This is a genomic window from Spirosoma sp. KUDC1026 (assembly GCF_013375035.1).
Lineage (GTDB): Bacteria > Bacteroidota > Bacteroidia > Cytophagales > Spirosomataceae > Spirosoma.
In genome coordinates this window covers 5366096-5383617 of the sequence record NZ_CP056032.1, presented here as the reverse complement: position 1 = coordinate 5383617, position 17522 = coordinate 5366096, and the positions used below count along the sequence as shown (strand labels likewise).

At 53.6% G+C, this 17522-nt stretch carries 12 protein-coding genes; 7 read left to right on the top strand and 5 right to left on the bottom strand.

From position 1 onward, the window contains the following. The first annotated feature begins 88 nt into the window (after nt 1-88). From argS to HU175_RS22670, 4 genes are all read left to right on the top strand, one after another. On the top strand, nt 89-1873 hold the full coding sequence (gene argS / locus HU175_RS22685) for an arginine--tRNA ligase (RefSeq protein WP_176568744.1): 1785 nt from the start codon (nt 89-91) through the stop codon (nt 1871-1873). Between the two features lie 65 nt (nt 1874-1938). Then, nucleotides 1939-2229, top strand: coding sequence for a hypothetical protein (locus HU175_RS22680; protein ID WP_176568743.1), 291 nt, complete (start codon nt 1939-1941; stop codon nt 2227-2229). 98 nt (nt 2230-2327) lie between these two features. Continuing rightward, on the top strand, nt 2328-2945 hold the full coding sequence (locus HU175_RS22675; RefSeq protein WP_176568742.1) for a glutathione peroxidase: 618 nt from the start codon (nt 2328-2330) through the stop codon (nt 2943-2945). Between the two features lie 132 nt (nt 2946-3077). Continuing rightward, a complete protein-coding gene (locus tag HU175_RS22670) occupies nt 3078-3971 on the top strand; it encodes a 1,4-dihydroxy-2-naphthoate polyprenyltransferase (protein WP_176569327.1) in 894 nt (297 codons plus the stop codon). A gap of 12 nt (nt 3972-3983) precedes the next feature. On the opposite strand, the gene HU175_RS22665 is transcribed toward HU175_RS22670, so the two are convergent. From HU175_RS22665 to ileS, 3 genes are all read right to left on the bottom strand, one after another. After that, nucleotides 3984-6317, bottom strand: a complete 2334-nt coding sequence (locus tag HU175_RS22665) for a metallophosphoesterase (protein ID WP_176568741.1) — start codon at nt 6315-6317, stop codon at nt 3984-3986. A 78-nt stretch (nt 6318-6395) separates the two neighbouring features. Next, complete coding sequence (locus tag HU175_RS22660) at nt 6396-6809, bottom strand: hypothetical protein (protein WP_228724250.1); 414 nt, start codon at nt 6807-6809, stop codon at nt 6396-6398. A 368-nt stretch (nt 6810-7177) separates the two neighbouring features. Beyond that, nucleotides 7178-10594, bottom strand: a complete 3417-nt coding sequence (ileS, locus tag HU175_RS22655; RefSeq protein WP_176568740.1) for an isoleucine--tRNA ligase — start codon at nt 10592-10594, stop codon at nt 7178-7180. 104 nt (nt 10595-10698) lie between these two features. On the opposite strand from ileS, the gene HU175_RS22650 reads away from it, so the two are divergent. The 3 genes from HU175_RS22650 to HU175_RS22640 all read left to right on the top strand — a co-directional run bounded on the left by HU175_RS22650 (nt 10699) and on the right by HU175_RS22640 (nt 13763). Continuing rightward, the gene (locus HU175_RS22650) at nt 10699-10959 is read left to right on the top strand and encodes a hypothetical protein (protein ID WP_176568739.1); all 261 of its coding nucleotides are present in this window, start codon (nt 10699-10701) and stop codon (nt 10957-10959) included. A gap of 424 nt (nt 10960-11383) precedes the next feature. Next, a complete protein-coding gene (locus HU175_RS22645) occupies nt 11384-12376 on the top strand; it encodes a nucleoside hydrolase (RefSeq protein ID WP_228724249.1) in 993 nt (330 codons plus the stop codon). Nucleotides 12377-12404: 28 nt separating this feature from the next. Beyond that, nucleotides 12405-13763 (top strand): AGE family epimerase/isomerase, encoded by a 1359-nt coding sequence (locus HU175_RS22640; protein WP_176568738.1) that lies wholly within the window; start codon nt 12405-12407, stop codon nt 13761-13763. 374 nt (nt 13764-14137) lie between these two features. Here HU175_RS22640 and HU175_RS22635 read toward each other — a convergent pair whose 3' ends face one another. Next, nucleotides 14138-15976: a glycoside hydrolase family 15 protein gene (locus HU175_RS22635; RefSeq protein ID WP_176568737.1), complete on the bottom strand. Its 1839-nt coding sequence runs from the start codon at nt 15974-15976 to the stop codon at nt 14138-14140. A 46-nt stretch (nt 15977-16022) separates the two neighbouring features. Next, nucleotides 16023-17066: a helix-turn-helix transcriptional regulator gene (locus HU175_RS22630; RefSeq protein WP_176568736.1), complete on the bottom strand. Its 1044-nt coding sequence runs from the start codon at nt 17064-17066 to the stop codon at nt 16023-16025. Nucleotides 17067-17522 lie beyond the last annotated feature (456 nt).

Below are 17522 nucleotides of genomic sequence, written 5' to 3'. Positions count from 1 at the left end.
GTCGGCAGAAACAGCGATCGGCCAACAAGCCCGTACTTTTCGTATTTTTGCGTTCAGAAATCGCCGGTTCGCGCGATTCTACCAACCGATGGATATTCAGGAACAGTTAAAAGGTGCCATTCAGCGCGCCATTGCCGAGTTGTACCAGCAGGACGTCAGCGACGTCCTATTGCAGCCCACCAAAAAAGAATTCGAAGGTCTTTATACGTTTGTTACGTTCGCACTGACCAAAGCCCTCCGCCAGCCACCCGCGCAGATTGGACAGGCTATCGGTACGTGGCTTACCGAAAACAGCCCTATTGTCAGCCAGTTTAACGTTGTTCAGGGGTTTTTGAACATCAGTATTGCCGATGCCGCCTGGGTGGAGGTGTTGAATGATATTGCGGCTAACGCCGAGTTTGGTCAGTTACCGAAAAAAGAAGAGTCGGTAATGGTCGAGTTCTCCTCACCGAACACCAACAAACCGCTGCACCTGGGTCACCTGCGGAACAATTTCCTGGGCGATTCGGTGAGCCGGATTCTGAAGGCCTGCGGCTATGACGTCGTGAAAGCCTGTATTGTTAACGACCGTGGTGTTCATATCTGCAAGTCGATGCTCGCTTACAAACTGTACGGTAATGGGGAAACCCCCGAATCGTCGGGCATGAAGGGCGATCACCTGATCGGGAAGTATTACGTTCTGTTCGATAAAGCCTACAAAGCTGAAATCGAGCAGCTGGTAGCGGAGGGCGTAGCCAAGGAGGGAGCCGAGAAAAAGGCTCCGCTGATGCTGGAAGTGCAGCAGATGTTACGGCTCTGGGAGCAGGGCGATCCCGAAACGGTAGCGCTCTGGCAGAAGCTGAACAATTGGGTATATGCCGGTTTTGAGGCTACGTACCGGAGCATCGGCGTGAGTTTCGATAAGACCTATTACGAATCGAACACCTACGTACTGGGTAAAGAAATCGTGGAAGAAGGCCTGCAGAAAGGCATTTTCTACCGCAAGGAAGACAGTTCGGTATGGATCGATCTGACCGAGGAAGGACTTGATCAAAAACTGGTGCTGCGCTCCGACGGTACGTCGGTGTACATGACCCAGGATCTGGGTACTACCGATCTGAAATACCAGGATTTTCATAATGACCGCCAGATCTGGGTGGTGGGCAACGAACAGGACTACCACTTCAACGTCCTGTTTGCCATTCTGCGCCGGCTGGGGCGGCCGTACGCCGATGGACTCTACCATCTGTCATACGGTATGGTCGACCTGCCAACGGGTAAAATGAAATCACGGGAAGGCACCGTCGTAGACGCCGATGACCTGATTCGGGAAACGACCGAAGCGGCTGCTACGGCTGCCGACGAAGCCGCCAAAGGCAAGCTTGATGAATTCAGCGCCGGGGAAAAAGCCGATCTGTTCCACATGCTGGGCCTGGGCGCGCTGAAATATTACCTGCTGAAAGTTGATCCGCAGAAACGAATGCAGTTCAATCCGGCCGAGTCGGTAGATCTGCATGGGCATACGGGACCGTATATACAGTACGTACACGCCCGGATTCAGTCGGTAGTGCGGAAAGCAAAGGAACTGAGCCTGTCGCTGGATGGGCCGGTTACACCAACCGAGCTGGATGATGTGGAACAGCAACTGGTGTTTCTGCTGAGTCAGTACCCGCAGCGAGTGGCCGACGCCGGGGCGGATTACGCACCGTCGTACATCGCACAGTATGCCTACGAACTGGCCCGGACATTCAACCAGTTCTACGACAAACTGTCAATTCTGAAAGAAACGGATATGGTCAAGTTGCAGAATAGACTGGTGATGGCACAGGCCATTGGACGGACAATCCGTTCGGCGATGGAGTTACTGGGGATTTCGGTGCCGGAAAAAATGTAATCAGTGCGTGCTGGGATGGTTTGTATCCTGCTTACATTCAGGGCGTAAACCAAAACCTTCACGAAATGAAACGAGAAATTACCCGTCTGGATGTCATGTCCGTTGCAATTATGTACGGTGCCTCGCTGGCCCTGTTAGGCGTGTTGTTTGCCCTGCTCTTTTTTCTGTTTGGATCCATAATGGGAAACAGAATTATGGGGGGTATGATGGGAGGAAGTGTGGCTGTGCTTATTTTCTTTCCGTTGTTCTACGGCGGAATAGGGCTGGTTTTCGGGGCCATTTTCGCGTCCATCTATAACGTGCTGGCCCCGCGGGTAGGCGGTGTTAAGATGTATATCCGCGAATCGGCGGATTGAAAATTTTGCTTAGGTAGATGTACTAAACTATTTTTTTTAACAATCCGTTGAGGTGTACGTCGGCAGGTAGCCAGACAGTTGCCCAAACCTAGTTTCCCATGAAAAAACACGTTTCGCTTACACTGGCAGCCGCAGCGCTGATCGTTCTCTCGTCGGGGTTTATCTTTAGAGACCTTGTCAAAGACATTCTCAGCGACAAAAACGAAGTCGCCGTTGCGCCCGCTGAGCATGCAGCTCCCACAAAAACGCTGTACGATTTCACGGTGAAGTCATTGGATGGCAAACCCGTAGCTCTGAGTGGTTTTAAGGGCAAGAAAGTTATTGTGCTGAATACAGCCTCGAAATGCGGCTTTACGCCACAGTATGCCGACTGGGAGAAGTTCTACAAAGAGCATGGCGATAAAATCGTCGTATTGGGTTTCCCCGCCGGCAACTTCGCCAACCAGGAACTGGATAGCAACGAAGAGATCGCGTCGTTCTGCAAAAAGAACTACGGTGTTTCGTTCCCCATGTTCGAGAAGATCAGTGTGAAAGGCGACGATCAGGCTCCGCTCTACAAATGGCTGACGACCAAAGATATGAACGGCTGGAACGACAAAGCACCCACCTGGAATTTCTGCAAATACGTTATCAACGAGAAAGGCGAACTGACTCACTTCTTCGGCTCGAAAGTAAAACCCGAAGACGACGAGTTTAAGAAAGCAGTAGGAATCTAACAATGGTGAATGAGCGAATGAGTGATTGACCGGGCCGCCGGTGCGGTGAATAGGCTGGCGCAAGAACTAGACATTCACCGCACCGGCGGCCCGGTCAATCACTCATTCGCTCATTCGCTCAATAGTACCATGATGAAAAATTGGCTTGCGGCTGCCCGGCCGCGCACGTTGCCACTGTCGCTGGCTAGCATCATTTTAGGGAGTTTTCTGGCGGTGGCTAGTCGGCATTTTAGCTGGACGATTACACTGCTGGCGGTGTTGACGACCATTTTTCTTCAAATCCTCTCCAACTTCGCCAACGACTACGGCGATGCGGTATCGGGAAAAGATACGGAGTTGCGCGTTGGGCCTCGTCGGGCGGTGGCCACCGGCGACATTACCCGAGAAGCTATGCTCCGGGGCATTATTATTACGTCGATTCTGTCGCTTATTAGCGGTATTGGTCTTTTAGTATTGGCCTTCCGGGATGCCGACGCGACTGTCTTCTGGTTCTTTCTGATCCTTGGTTTACTCAGTATTGCAGCCGCGGTGGGCTACACCAACGGTAAACGCCCTTATGGCTACGCGGGTTTCGGCGATATTGCCGTCCTGATTTTCTTTGGCTGGGTGGGCGTGCTGGGAACGTACTTTCTGCACACACTGTCGTTTCATTGGTTGTTGCTATTACCCGCTACCAGCGTTGGCCTGTTCGCCACGGGCGTGCTGAATGTCAACAACATTCGCGACATTGAGACCGACACGATGACTGGCAAGAAGTCGATTCCGGCGCGGCTAGGTTTGCCCCTGGCTATTCGCTACCACTGGGGTTTGCTGCTGACGGGTATGGTCTGCGCGCTGGCCTATTCCTTCCTGACTGATGCCCCACTAACGGGTTATCTTTACCTGCTTTCCTTTCCGCTCTTTGTGCTGAACGGCCGAGCCGTCGCTACGCATAAGAAGCCCGCCGAACTCAACGCCCGACTGGGCCAACTCGCGCTCTCTACCTTGCTTTTCGTGATTCTGTTTGGTGTTGGGCAGGTGCTGTAGCTAACGCTACGTTTATTGCCGCAGTACTTTTCGTGTAATCACCTCTTTACCGACCTGAATCGTTAGCAGGTACGTACCGTTAACCTCGGGTAAGGTAATTGCTTCCTTAAATTGGCTCGCCAGCCCTGTCTGCTTTTGATAAACGGTTCGGCCCTGTACGTCGCGCAGATTCACGGCGATTTCCTTCCGTTGCGGAATCGACAATTCTACGTACACAACGTCCTGCGTTGGGTTTGGAAAAACACGCAACTGTCCACCCGCAAACGGCTCCACTTCGGTAGGAATCAACACGGTTACCAGAGCCTGCCCCGAACCGGTACCCACTCCGCAACCGTTTTCGACGGACGTAATGGTATACTGCGTTGACTGACCTGGCTGAACGGCAATGAACGTTGGCGACGCAGTTGCGGAATAAGCCGTGCCGTCTGACAACGTTCCCCGCCAGGGACCGCTACCCGTTAAATTAAGTAAAAGCGTGGCTGACTGCCCCTGCGTTACGGTTGCCGAGCCCGTGATCGTTGCCGTTGGCAGCACACTGATAGCAATGGCTTCACTAGGAATCAGCTCAGCGTATGACATGTTGCGGGGCCGAATCCGCAGCCGGTAACCAGAACCGGCTGCCAACGTGGCGGGTAAGTTTGCCTGCAAACTGCTGAGCGAACCTGAGCCGATAACCTGCTCGCTGATGAAGTTGCCAGCGGCATCCGACAGCAGCACATCGTACTGCCAGCCAGCGGCTTTGGTCGTGTTTTCGGGCGTAGCGGTAACGGTAATTGCTTTACCCGCGCAGGCCGAAGCTGGTGCTTTCGTCGTCAGTCGAGGTTGCGCCTGTACCGTTACGGTATATTGATCCGTCAGGCACTGTCGACTATCGCTTACCGTAATCGGGAACGTACCTGATCGGTTTGCTACATAGCGAATGGTACGGCTGCTTTCTCCGCTCGACCATTTATAATCGCCTGTTTTGTCGAGCGCCACGGGCCAGGAAGCTGCTAACTGAAGCGTATCGCCGTATTCGCTGGTAATCGATGCCGTTTTACTCACTTCTTTCATAATCGTAAACTGATCTTGAACAACGCCGTCGGCGGCAATGAACTGTGCATCGATCCGGTTGTCAGATACGTCCAGAATCACCGATCCGCCTGCTGTTCCCTTTGTACCCGCAACCATCGCCGGTAGCGGATAGTCGGGCTGTTGCGGCCCCAGCGCTCCGCCCGAGCCGTTCACGACGTACACAATACCTTCGCCTTTGGTCAGCACCGGGCAGGAGTTGGGTGTGCCGTCGTAGCGTGCCGTTGTGCCTTCGGCCAACTGCGTGTTCCGATCGAACGTATTGGCCAGACCGCGGTGGTTTTTGATCCGGTACAGTCGCTCATAGTTGTGGCTGTGCCCGTTCATAACCAGATCGACCTTGTACCGTTCCAGAATGGGCGTAAGCCGTTCCCGGATGAGTTTCATGGCTAGTTCGGTATCCGAATCGTGGCCACCCTTGCTGTAGGGCGGATGGTGAAAAAAGACGATCGTCCACGGTTGTTTGTTAGCCGCCAGATCGCGTTTGAGCCATTGCACCTGCGTACCCGTCGTGTCGTAGAGCCGATACAGGCCAGCTTCGTTGCCCTGCGAGTCAAGAGAAACCATATGGACGTTACCATAGTCGGCCGAGAAGTACGCCTGTGACCCCGACGGTACCCCACCCGATTCACCCCGTTGCGGCATGGAAAACAACTTGTAATAATCAATGTTGAAGTTGTTGCTGTTGTCAGCGTAGTCGTGGTTACCGGGCGTCATGAAAAACGGCGTGTTCCGAAAATTTGGCCCGTACAGACTGAAAACGTACTGCTGAAACTGATCGTCTGTACCGCAGCAATAGGCATTATCGCCGAGCCAGAGCCACAGATCGGCCGGGCGGTTAGCTGTTGCATTTCGGAAGGCCTTATACACATTACGCTGATTCTCCGATCCATCGCCGAAATCACCCAGCGCCCAGATGCGGAATGGACGTTTGTCGCCGGTGGGGATGGCTGTCTGGACGTAGTAGTCCGCGCCGGAGGCCAGTTTGGTTTCGTCCTGGCCGATGGCGTAGGCATAGCGCGTGGCGGGTTGCAGACCGGTAATGGTCACCATGTGTTCCTGCGTTGGCTGCGTTTCCCGCTGGCTATTGGTAAGCTGACTGGCAGTAGGACCGAACCAGACCCGGCCAATTGTCGGCTGGCTCGTGCGCCACCGAATCTGCACAGAAGTAGGCGTAACAACCTGCAGATACGGCCCCCGGGTCAGGGTCTGGGCGTAGGTAGTAAGGCCGGTCAGCAGGCAGAGCAAACCGACCAGATAGCGTGATGATTTCATTGGAAATAGAGGTGTCACCACAAAAATAAAAAAGCCGATAGGGGAATCCTATCGGCTGGTAATCAGTGGAGAAACTGACTAGGCTGATTGCCCGGCTACGGCCAGGAGAGACTGGTGCATACGAAGCAAATGCTTGACAGGCCAGTCGCTTTTGTTATACGCTTCCAACTGGGCAATTTTGATGAGTAACAACCGCTCCATACGCCGACGGTCGCTGGAGGCCAGATCCTTCATGTGCGGAGGTAACTCATTCAGAATCTTGTGAAGCTGGGTGCAGGCCGTTACGGAAATGGTGAAATAGGTTGCCAGCCGTTCAACGTCTGATAGTTTCCAGAGGTCCGGTTTCGCACGTCGACTCCGGATGGCGTTGCCACTGATACCAAGTGCAGCGCCCAACTGTTCATCGTTGAGCGGACATTCCCGCAGGCGCCACATTACGGACTGGTAATTATTGGCAAACGTGTGTAAGATGTCGCGTAAATGTTCGATCAAAGCAATGCAATCGTTTTAAGGTAACAGGCTGGCAGACAAGCTACGAGCCAGAAGAATTACGTAACGACGCTAATCTTAACGAACCGCTTTCCTGTGCATCAATACAGCGTACCGCCCGGCAAAGACCGGTACGCTGCAGACGACTAACTACCTGGAATTTTGCTGTCTGATAAAGATTGCTCGTACTATCGCATGTTACAAGTTTCATGCCATCAGCCAGAATTTGAGACGGACTGAACTAAGTGCTGAGAATTAATGGAATGGCACGCTTTTAGTAAGACATGCCCACCAGACTTAATCTGTCAAAAACAGAATAGCCGCTGATAAATCTACCAGCGGCTATTCTGTTTTAATTGAAAACGTGCGTGTTACGATACCGAAATCTTAACGCGTAGCGTAAACTCGTCCATGTCGATCTCGACGGCTTCGCCGTTCAGACCGGTGACTAGGTTCAGCGCTACGGCCTGCACTTCCTGACGGATGTAGTCGCTGTTGATTTCGACCGCTTCGGCAAGCTGCTCGTTGTTCCGTTCGAGGTCGATCGTGATTTTATCTGTTACGTCGAAATCGAGGTCTTTGCGCAGGTTCTGAATCCGGTTCACGAAGTCGCGGGCGATACCTTCCCGACGCAGTTCGTCGGTTACCGTTACGTCGAGCGCTACGGTCAGGCCGTATTCACTCGCGACCAGCCAGCCCGGAATATCTTCCGTCTGGATGTCAACGTCCGATAGGCGGAGATCGAACTCACCCAAATGCAGCGCATCCGTCTGCTCCAGCGTTTTTAGCTCGCTGTCGGTCATGGCCGTGATGAGTGCGGCTACCTCCTTCATCTGCTTGCCAAAACGAGGGCCGAGTGCCTTGAAGTTTGGTTTCACCCGTTTCTTCAAGATGCCGCTGGCGTCATCCACAAACTCGATGGCTTTCACATTTACCTCCGACATGATCAGGGGCGCTACGTGTTCGATCTGCCGACGCGTATCCGCGCTCAACACTGGGATCAGCACCCGGCTCAATGGCTGGCGAACTTTCAGCTTGTGCCCTTTCCGCAGCGAATGAACCAGCGAGGAAACTTCCTGCGCCAGTTCCATCGACGTTTCCAGCTCGTTGTCGATCAGAGTCTGATCCGCTTTCGGGAAGTCGGTCAGGTGAACGGACGTATCACTATTACTTAAATTACGGTACAGCCAGTCGGCGTAGAACGGCGAGATTGGTGCCATTAACTGCGTCACTGTCGTCAGACATTCGAATAGAGTTTCGTAAGCCGCCCGTTTGTCGGTCGTTAGTTCACCCGCATCCGATGATCCGGCCCAGAAGCGCCGGCGCGCCAGCCGGACGTACCAGTTCGACAGTTGGTCGTTCACGAACGACTGCACCGCCCGACCCGCTTTCGTTGGATTAAACGTATCGTACTGCTGCTCAACTTCCAGAATCAGCGACTGTAACTTGGATAGAATCCAACGGTCGAGTTCCGGGCGTTCGGCTACGGGAACCGTGCGCCCTTCGAACGAGAATTTATCCAGGTTGGCGTAGAGCGCGAAGAAGTTGTAGGTGTTCGATAACGTACCGAACAGCTTCCGTTGCACTTCGCCCACACCGTCGATGTTGAACTTCAGGTTATCCCAGGGCTCGGCGTTGGTGATCATGTACCAGCGCGTCGCGTCGGCGCCGTACTTGGCCAGCGTTTCGAACGGATTAACGGCATTACCCAGCCGTTTCGACATTTTATTGCCGTTCTTGTCAAGGACAAGTCCCGTCGATACAACGTTCTTGAACGCGACCGAATCAAACAGCATCCCGGCGATGGCGTGGAGCGTAAAGAACCAGCCCCGCGTCTGATCGACCCCTTCCGAGATAAAATCAGCCGGGAACGCCTGACCGTTATCAACCTTCTCTTTATTCTCGAATGGGTAGTGCCATTGCGCGTAGGGCATGGCGCCCGAATCGAACCAAACGTCAATCAGATCTGGCTCGCGCTGCATCACTTTACCCGATTCCGAAACGAAATAGATTTCGTCCGAATAGGGGCGGTGCAGGTCGAATGTTGATTGATTGAATGAGTGAATAAATGAATTATTTGCGTCGAGGTAGGATTGGTACTCGGTTTTGCCTTCCCGAACCCATTCGCTCATTCGCTCATTCGCTCTTTCGCTCATTGACACAAGTTCTGCAACCGAACCCACGCAAACTTCCTCGCCGGACTCGCTGCGCCAGATCGGCAGGGGCGTACCCCAGTAACGGCTGCGGCTGAGGTTCCAGTCGACCAGGTTTTCGAGCCAGTTGCCGAAACGGCCGGTACCGGTACTTTCGGGTTGCCAGTTGATGGTTTGGTTCAGTTCAACCAGTTTATCTTTCTTCGCCGTTGTCCGGATAAACCAGCTATCCAGCGGATAGTAGAGAATCGGCTTGTCAGTCCGCCAGCAGTGCGGGTAAGGGTGTTCGTATTTTTCTACCCGGAATGCTTTGTTTTCCTGCTTGAGCTTGATCGAGATCAAGACGTCTGTCGGCTTAAAGTCCGGATCTTCGCGTTCTTCGTCGGAGTAGTATTCTTCCTTAACGTATCGGCCAGCGAAGTCCGTGATTTCAGCCACGAAGCGCCCCTGCTTGTTTACGATCGGTACATCTTTGCCCGTCTCGTCCTGCACCATAATGGCGGGGATACCAGCGGCCTGTGCCACCCGGAAGTCATCCGCCCCAAAAGTCGGTGAGGTATGCACGATACCCGTACCGTCTTCCGTCGTCACGAAATCACCCAGGATAACGCGGAACGCCGGTTTTGATGACTGCACGTAGGGCATCAGCTGCTCGTATTCGACACCTTCCAGATGCTCACCTTTGAATTCAGACAGAACCGTCCAGGGAATGATCTTATCGTTTGGCAGATATGCATCAAAAGCCGGATCATTGGCCGAATCAACTTTCGCTTTGTCACTAAACCAGCGACCCACCAGCGCTTTCGCCAGTACGACGTTGATCGGCTCGAACGTATACGCGTTGAACGTCTTGACCAGTACGTATTCGATGTCCTTGCCAACCGTCAGTGCCGAATTGGCCGGGAGCGTCCAGGGCGTTGTCGTCCAGGCCAGGATATGAATGTCAGCATCCGACGAATCGAAGAATAAAAAGGCCGATTTACCCGTCGGCTTTACCTTAAACTGGGCCACGATGGTCGTGTCGCGCACGTCCTTATACGTGCCCGGCTGGTTCAGCTCGTGCGAACTCAGACCCGTACCCGCTTTCGGCGAATAGGGCTGGATCGTGTAGCCTTTGTAAAGCAGGTTCTGATCGTACAGTTGTTTGAGCAACCACCAGACCGACTCAATGTATTCGTTTTTGTACGTTACGTACGGATTCTCTAGATCGACCCAATAGCCCATTTTCTGGGTCAGGTCGTTCCACTGGTCTGTAAACCGCATCACCGTTTCGCGGCATCGGCGGTTGTACTCTTCGACGCTGATCGTCTTGCCGATGTCATCTTTCGTAATGCCCAGCTCTTTCTCTACCTGCAGCTCAATAGGCAGGCCGTGCGTATCCCAGCCGCCTTTCCGCTCAACCTGAAAGCCCTGCATGGTTTTGTACCGGCAGAAAATATCCTTGATTGTCCGGGCCATAACGTGGTGAATACCCGGAGCGCCGTTCGCAGAAGGGGGACCTTCGTAAAACGTGAAGGAGGGCTTGCCGTCGCGGATGGCGACCGACTGCTCGAAGACCTGGTTCTGGTTCCAGTATGTTAAGACCTCGGCTGCCAGCTTGGCGTAGTCGAGGGAGTCGTATTGCTGATAAGTCACGCCAGATAGAATCAAACGGCGCGCGGTTCGCGCCGGAAGGTGGCTAAAAAAATAAGTGCAAAGATACGAAAATCGCTGGGGTCGGCGACCTGCGTTCTCTGAAAGTGGAGAACGTTTTTCCGGATGAAAACGATCACGTACTATACTACGACCGATTTACCTTCCTGAAGCTGGGGCGCTGCTGGCAGCGCCCGCGGGGAGTTGAAAGTACCTGCCCCTCAATTTACGGCGGACAAAACCTGGTAGTGGGGCGCCCGATTCGTACGCGTCAATCAATACGTCTTCTCGGCGTCGGCTATATCGAATCAGCCGAGCGAGACCGAAGCCTGTCGGAAGAAGCCCTGGAGCGCTACTGGCTAATGTAATCGGAAGGATCTCATTTTTTTGTCCTAGGCTAATTAATGCGACGGCCCCACCGACAAACAATCCCGCACCGGCTCCGATAACTGCCAGCGAACCGCCTACTGCTCTTGTTACCCGCCCACCCGCTCGTTTGTCGTCAAATAGGCGCTGAATGGTTTGAATGGTATCTGCCTTCGTGTAGGAGTAGGGTATAGTCTGGCCGATTGATGGTTCAGGTAAGACAATGAATAGAACAAACGGCAACCACGTTGGTCGAAAGACCTGCGTGCTGCGAGCGATGAAAAGCCGAACGCTAGTTAACTTCCAGATCATGGCGCTGACAGTAGATAATGTCGATTCGAGAAGTTGTTGCGTAGAGGGAACTACTGGGAAGTCAGTCAGTAGCTTGGTCTGATTCTACTCTTTTGTGGTTTTACCCACCTTAGTATGCGACGACTGCTTCAACGTATTGGTGTTCAACTGATGTTCATTCTTGCCGCCAGCATACTGACGGCGACAGCGCAGCAGCAAACCCGTACTCCTGTACGAGAAACCCGAATGAAGGTAATTTTTGACTGTGATCTGGGCGACGACATTGATGATGCGTACGCGCTGGCGCTGCTCTGCGCTAGCCCGGATCTGGAAGTATTGGGTGTAACGACCTGCTACGGACGTACTGACGATCGGGCCCGACTGGCTTGTCAACTCCTTTACGACTGGGGGCTGGACAGTATTCCGGTAGTCATGGGGCGCGACACCCGGCAGATGAACGAACGCGCCAACTGGTACGCCGATCAGTTTCATTACGCCAAAAACTTCACCCACAAGAAGCCGATCCAGCAACCCGCAGTCGATTTTATTCGTGAACAACTTCGCAAGTATCCCGGTCAGGTGACGGTCATTTCGGTAGGGCCGGTGCAGAATATGGCCGATTTAATCAAACGCGATCCGGAAGCGCTGAAGCTGGCCAAGCGCGTAGTGGCCATGTTTGGGTCCTTTCACATCGGCTACAACGGCTCGCCCACACCCGATAAAGAATGGAACGTATTTGTTGATGTTCCGGCGGCCAAGCAGTTTGTGAATTGTGGTGTCCCGATCACCTACGCCGGCCTGGACGTAACGACCTTCGTGAAAGCTGATGCCGCTTTTCGACAGAAATTGCTGATGCGGCAAAGCCCATTGACAAGCGCGTTATGTGGCTTACAACCCCTTTGGAACTACGACCGGGACCCGGTTCTCTACGATGCGGTAGCCGTAGGTATGGTGCTCTGGCCCGACCTCTTCAAAACGCAGCCGGGGCACGTAACGGTCGATGATGCGGGCTACACAAGGCTGGTCGCTAATCAGACACCCAACGCCGAAATTAGCACGTACATTGATACGCCCAAATTCCTCGAACGACTCATGCGAGTGTATATGACCCAGAACCTGCGCCGGTAATCAGCCACCTTTTTCGACCGTTTGACTTATGAGCAAGTACGTATTTCTGGCTAATTGCCTGCTGATGAGCGTTGGCCTGGCGCAACCAGGATGGGCACAGAAAAAAACGGATGACCGAGCACGGATCGCGGCCGAGATGGAAAAATCGGTGCAGACGGAAATGCTCAACCGCTGGTATCCGCGGGCCGTCGATACGCTGTACGGTGGTTTCCTGAGCACCTTTACCTACGACTTTAAGCCGACGGGGCCGCAGGACAAAATGATCGTAACGCAGGCCCGCCATACCTGGACCACTGCTAAAGCTGCCGAGCGGTATCCCGCCGTAGCTCATTACAGAAGCAATGCCGCACACGGTTTCCAGTTTCTGCGGGACGTCATGTGGGATAAGCAGTACGGCGGTTTTTACAACCTGGTCGACCGGCAGGGTAATGTAAAAGGCAACGGCGAGAAAGAAGCCTACGGCAATGCATTCGGGCTTTATGCGCTTAGCGCGTATTATCACCTGTCGAAGGACACGGCGGCCCTGAATCTGGCGAAGAAGTCATTCGCCTGGCTTGAACAGCACAGCCATGATCCCGTGCACAAAGGCTACTTCCAGAACCTGCACCGGGATGGTACGCCCATTAAACGGGATTCAGCTACGCCCTCTACGTCCACGGTGGGTTATAAAGATCAGAACAGCTCGATCCATCTGCTGGAAGCCCTGACTGAACTCTATGCGGTATGGCCCGATCCACTGGTACGCGAGCGGCTGGACGAACTGCTTCATCTGGTTCGTGACGTGATTACCACGCCCAACGGGAATTTGGTCTTGTTCCTGCAACCCGACTGGACGCCTGTTTCGTTTCGGGATTCGTCGGAAGCTGTTGTACTGAAGCACCGCTACGTAGATCACGTGTCGTTTGGGCATGATGTCGAAACGGCTTACCTCCTGCTGGAAGCGTCGCATTCACTGGGTCTAAAAAATGACACCAAAACTCTGGCGGTGGGTAAGCGAATGGTTGACCAGGCGCTGCGAAACGGCTGGGACAAACAAGCCGGTGGGTTTTACGACCAAGGGTATTACTTTAAAGACAAGCCCGGTATGACCATTATTCGCGACAGCAAAAACTGGTGGTCACAAGCTGAGGGACTGAACACACTGCTACTCATGGCCAACCGCTTTCCAAACGATCCCATGCGGTATTTTGATCAGTATAAACTCCTGTGGACGTACTGCCAGACATACTTGATCGACCATAAGCACGGCGATTGGTACGAAGAAGGGCTCGATAAAAATCCCGAACGGAAGACCGCTCAGAAAGGGCATATCTGGAAAGCGGCTTACCATACCTACCGGGCGCTCACCAACTGCGTCGACCAGTCGCAGCGTAAAAAGAGTGAGTGATCTGCTAGATCCGTGTTGGACTACCATCTCAATCCTCTCTCCTGTTGCTAATCTTTTAGGCGTGTAGATATCACCCCCCCTAGCCCCTCCTGTAAAATTAGGAGGGGGCAGGGGGGGCTTGCGGCAAAATAAGTTCGATTCACCACCTCGTGAAACCCCAACCCCCCTCCTAAAATCTAATCCTGTAGGGGTTTCGCTCTGATCACCCCTAGCCCCTCCGCAACGGCGGCCCGGCTAAAACAGGAGGGGAACAAGCAGAAGTGACCTTTTTCGCCCCCTCCTAATTTTCTAGGAGGGGGTAGGGGGTGGTCAGAGCTAACCACCGACAAGATTAGCCTATAAAACCAGGTGGGGCAGGGGAGTAAAAATGAGGCCTAAAAAGCCCGGCTGTCTTTGCCGGCCATCGCCATCTTGATGCCATGAGCCGCACAAACAAAGGACGAATGCACAAATGTCTGCGGGAAATTGCCCAGCATCTCGCCCGTCTTGACACCCGCTTCCTCGCTGAAATAACCCAGGTCGTTCTGGTATTTCAGTCCTGCTTCGAGAATGGCTTTAGCTTTGGGTAGATTACCCGCAATGGCATAATGGTGTGACATCCAGAACGTACCAGCCAGGAACGCGCCTTCTTTGCTCGAATCAAATTCTTCCAGGTGACGCCAGTACAGGTTGTCGCGGCAGTAGTTGGTTTCGAGCGCCTGAATCGTCGCTTTCATTTCGGGGCTGTCCGGCTCGACGTACGACCAGGGAGTAAACAAGGCCGTCGCAATATCAACATCTTCTGAACCTGCGTAAACAGCAAAAGCACCTTTGCTGGTCAGGCAGTGGTCGTACACAAACTTCCGGATTTTGGTGGCTGTCTCTTTCCAGTACGTCGCCTGAGCGGGGGTGTCAGCGTACTTCGCCATAAACTCCAGCCCGCGGGCGGTGTAGGCCTTGCCGGTTGTGTACTGCTTTGTACTTGATTCCTCCCAGATACCGTTGTCTTCACGCTGCCAGTTTTCGGCCAGGAAGTCAGCGACTTTGCAAACAGCGTCCCAGTGCTGCTTTTTGCCGAATCGGTCGTAAATCAGTTTGGCCGCGAGCAGTACGTTGGCGTCGCTGTCAAGCTGAAGTTGCTTGCTGGCGGTATTGCCGATCTGCACGGGCGTGCTGGCTTTATAGCCAGCCAATTCCAGGTGTTCGGCGCTGGAGATAATGTCTTTTTCAACGCTGTAAAATGGCGATAGGTTGTTCTGCTTGTTTTCGCCCAGGGCACCACACATGAACGACAGAAAATTTTCTTCCACTTCGCCCACCTCGTCAACCTGTGCCAGCGCGCCCGTAATCAAGGCTACGTCCCGCATCCAGACGTAGCGGTAATCGTAGTTTCGCTCACCGCCAATTACTTCCGGGAGCGACGTCGTGGCCGCGGCAATGATACCGCCGGTTTTTTCGTACGTCAACTGCTGAATCGCCCGGATCGAGTCGTTGACTTCGTTCTCGTAGGGGCCTTTGTACACCAGCAGCGACGCCAGATGCGCCCAGGTTTTCCGGGTCTGCTGTAGTAAGTCGTTCAGAAGCCAGGGCGTTACGTCGGTCTGGCTTTCACGTTCGTCGATGAGGACAGCCCAGCCGGTTTCGCCAGCCGGAATAGTGAATAGCAGCCCGTTGTCGTCCTGCGTCAGCGGATGCGATGTTTTCAGGCAGAGCTTAACCGAAGGAAATGCCGCCGAACGAGTATCCTCAGACAGGGTCGGGATACTGTCCCGTAGCCCAAAATCGGGTTTGAGCCGGATGCGGTTGATAACGTCAACAGGGGCCGTCGAAAACTGCCGACAGATACCGTTGATCAATGCCGCAGCGGGTTCGACCTGAGTTTCCTCATCCTGAGCTCCTCGGGTCGCGCCAGACCGGGTCGCGCCAGACCGGGTCGCGCCAGACCGGGACTGAGTTGGCATCCAGTCTGTAATGGAAAACGGCTGTCCGCCAATCGTAAAATTAGTGGTTAGAATACTGCTACGGTCTTCGTACCCCCGGCTGACAAACGTCTTGCTTTCGGCGTCAACTGACCAGTAGCCACCTTTTTGTTCGTCGAGCAGAAGTGAAAAGACAGCGTCGTTGTCGAAGCGGGTGGGGCAGTACCAACTGATTGTCCCCTGTTTATCGAGCAGCGCGCAGGTTTGCTGATCGCTGATAACGGCTAAATCCCTGATCTGTGGTTGGTGAATCATAACGATGTATTTACATCAATAACTCCGAAAACAGGGATTGTGGTTTTCAACTGGTGACATCTTCTGGCGGAAGAGGAAGCTTAGGATAATTGGCGGCCCCCGTTCCGAGCCGTTGCTGAATCGTTCGGCGGAGCCGCTCGGGTTCCAGGACGGTGATGTATTCGCAGAAGGACAGGATTTCGCGCTCCAACTCAAAGTTGTGCTGCACCAGCAACTGAATGACAATGCCGTCCTTGGTCCGTTCCAGTACCTGCTGCGAATGGTGAAGCGGTTTTGTTTCGACGTAGGGGGCCTGTAGCTGGCTGACAAAGAGCTTCACCCGCATAGGCCGTAACGTTGGACTGACCGTTGCGCCGATAACGTCCCGGTAGTAGGTTTCCGGATCGAGTTGCTGGTTTGGGCGGTACGTAACGTCGGCAGCCGGTTCGACGGCGATTATTCGGTCCAGCGCCAGGTTCATGACGTACCGTTTGCCATCGCAGACGCCTACCGCAAACCAGCGGTTTTTGTACTCTTTCAGCCACCATATGTGGAAAACGATCTGCTGGGAGTTCCGGGCCTGAAAGGATTGGTACGTCAGCCGCAGAGCCCGCTGTTGAATAACGGCCTGGTACAGTTCGTCCAGCCGGTGAATTCCCTTCAGGCTTTCGTTTTTCTCAAAATCAATCACCGGAACTGATTTCTGCGCGGTTGAATACACCTGCCCCTCCAGCTTCTGTACGACCTCGTTGAGCGCTGTAAAATGCGAGAACCCCTTGAACTGCTTCAGGACTTCCACCGCTTCGTTGATTCGGGTCAGGTCACTATCCGACAAGGGTATGTTAGTGATGCTATACGTTGGGTCGCTATACGTATAATACTTTTTGTCGACCACAACGATGGGCGCATAATAGCCCAGTTTATCACTGCGCATCAGTTGCAGATCGGCCTGAACGGTGCGTCGACTGATGCCTTTGTCGATGCCTTCGTACTCATAGAGCGCTTCCGAAACCTTCTCGATCAGGTTCTCAAGTGTCCACTTGTGCTGCCGATTGCGCAGGCAGGCATCCAGCGTTTTATAGCGAATGAGGGCGTTTCGATTGGCGGGCATCGGATTCGGATAATTTTTTAGGAAAGTTGAAAAAAAATCTGAACTGCGCAAAAACACTGCGCAGATGCCGCCAACCTTTGTCACGGCGGTTCGGAAACGGGCCGTCGCGACAGGAACAGTCGTATCAAACCTGACGCGGGTGTCAAAGCCCCGTAGTGTCGTAGCCCCTGGCTGATTCGATATGCTGTTGGTAATGACGGGTTGCTGTCGATACAGGCAGGTTCGACTCCTGCGTCAACGGGTATAACGTTGATCCGGTGGATGGGAAGATGACCACTTCTAAAAATGGTCTCCAGCGAAGACGGCCACTTCTAAAAAGGCCACCACAGAAATCGGTTGGAAGCTATCCCGCTACGTTGCTGGCTCGTCCATCTACGTAACAGTTTAGCCCGAGCCAGCAGGCCGACACCGCGTTTGCGGACGTACCGGTACTTGCGCTGTACTTATGATTCGATC